The organism is Amycolatopsis sp. SID8362, from assembly GCF_010550475.1.
Taxonomy (GTDB): domain Bacteria; phylum Actinomycetota; class Actinomycetes; order Mycobacteriales; family Pseudonocardiaceae; genus Amycolatopsis; species Amycolatopsis eburnea.
On sequence record NZ_JAAGNB010000516.1, the window covers coordinates 1 to 1,549 of the forward strand.

At 73.9% G+C, this 1,549-nt stretch carries 2 protein-coding genes; both read right to left on the reverse strand.

Going from position 1 to position 1,549, the window contains the following annotated elements; translation table 11 throughout:
* Positions 1–805, reverse strand: an 805-nt coding sequence (locus G3I65_RS16265) for a beta-ketoacyl synthase N-terminal-like domain-containing protein (protein WP_203612402.1), incomplete at its 3' end; no start/stop codon positions are given.
* Between the two features lie 42 nt (positions 806–847).
* Positions 848–1,549 (reverse strand): phosphopantetheine-binding protein (locus tag G3I65_RS16270; RefSeq protein WP_239071239.1); only part of this gene is annotated, 702 nt, incomplete at its 5' end.

Here is a 1,549-nt window from a genome sequence, read left to right on the forward strand (position 1 = left end):
AGCCGGTGCCGCCGGCTCCGGCGGCGAACGGGCGGCAGCGCCCGTCCGGGGCGAGCCCGCCCTGGCGGCTGAAGCCGATGAACAGGGTCGGCGTGGCCATCACGGTGACGCCGCCGGCGAGGGCGACCGTGCACTCGCCGCGCCGCAGCGCGTGCGCGGCGAGGTGCAGCGAGACCAGCGACGACGAGCACGCGGTGTCGACGGTGATCGCGGGCCCCTCCAGCCCGAGGGTGTAGGCGATCCGGCCGGACAGCACGGCCGCGGAGTTCGCGGTCGACAGGTAGTCCTCCGCGCCTTCCGCGCCCGCGCCGGCGATCTGGCTGTAGTCCTGGTAGTTGGTGCCGAGGAAGACGCCGGTGCGGCTGCCGCGCAGCGAAAGCGGGTCGATCCCGGCCCGTTCCAGCGCCTCCCACGAGGTTTCCAGCGTCAGCCGCTGCTGCGGGTCCATGACGACGGCTTCGCGCGGGGAGATCCCGAAGAACAGCGGGTCGAAATCCCCGGCGGCGTCGAGGAAACCGCCCTCGCGGACGTAGGTGGTGCCGCGGGCGCCCTGGTCCTCGTCGTAGAGGTTTTCGGTGTCCCAGCCGCGGTCGGCGGGGAACGGGCCGACGACGTCACGCCCCTCGGCGAGCAGGTCCCACAGCGCTTCGGGGGTGTCGGCGCCGCCGGGGAATCGGCAGCCCATGCCGACGATGGCGATCGGCTCGTGCTGCCCCGCCTCCGCCTCGGCCAGCCGGCGGCGGGTCTGGTGCAGGTCCGCGGTCACCCTCTTGAGGAAATACCGAAGCTTTTCTTCATTCTCCATGGGGATCTCTCTCGAATCGGTGCCGTGCGGGGCGAGGCTGGTTCAGGAGATGCCGAGTTCCTTGCCGATGAAGTCGTACATTTCGTCGTCCGACGCCGAGAGCAGGTCCTGGCCGACGTCTTCGCGCGGCTCGGGCGCGGCACCGCCCCAGCGGGTGAGCAGGGCCCGCAGGCGTTCGGCGACCCGGGCGCGGTCGCCGTCCGGCGGGAAGGAGTTCGCCAGCGCCGCCTCCAGCCGGGCGAACCCGTCGTCGACCGGGTCTCCGGCGTCGGCGGGCAGGATTTCGGCACGCAGGTGCCGGGCGAGCGCGGCCGGCGTCGGGTGGTCGAACACGACGCCCTGGGGCAGGCGCAGCCCGGTGAGCGAGGTGAGCCGGTTGCGGAACTCGATCGCGGTGAGCGAGTCGAAGCCGAGGTCCTTGAACGCGGTGCCGGGCTCGACGGCGGCGGCGCCCCCGTGCCCCAGTACGTCCGCCGCGGCCGTGCGCACCAGCTTGACCAGCAGCGCGACCCGTTCCGGTTCCGGCATGGCCCGCAGCCGGCCGGCGAGGTCCTCTTCACCGGTGCCGGTCGTCGCCCGCGCGGCGTCGAGGGCCTCGCGCGCTTCGGGGATGTCGAGCACCAGGTTGCCCGGCCGCAGCGCGACCATGCCCGGGGCGAACCGGGACCAGTCGACGTCGGCGACGGTCGGCGTGGGGTGGTTCCCGGCCAGCGCGCGACGCAAGGCGGCGACGGCGGGTGCGGG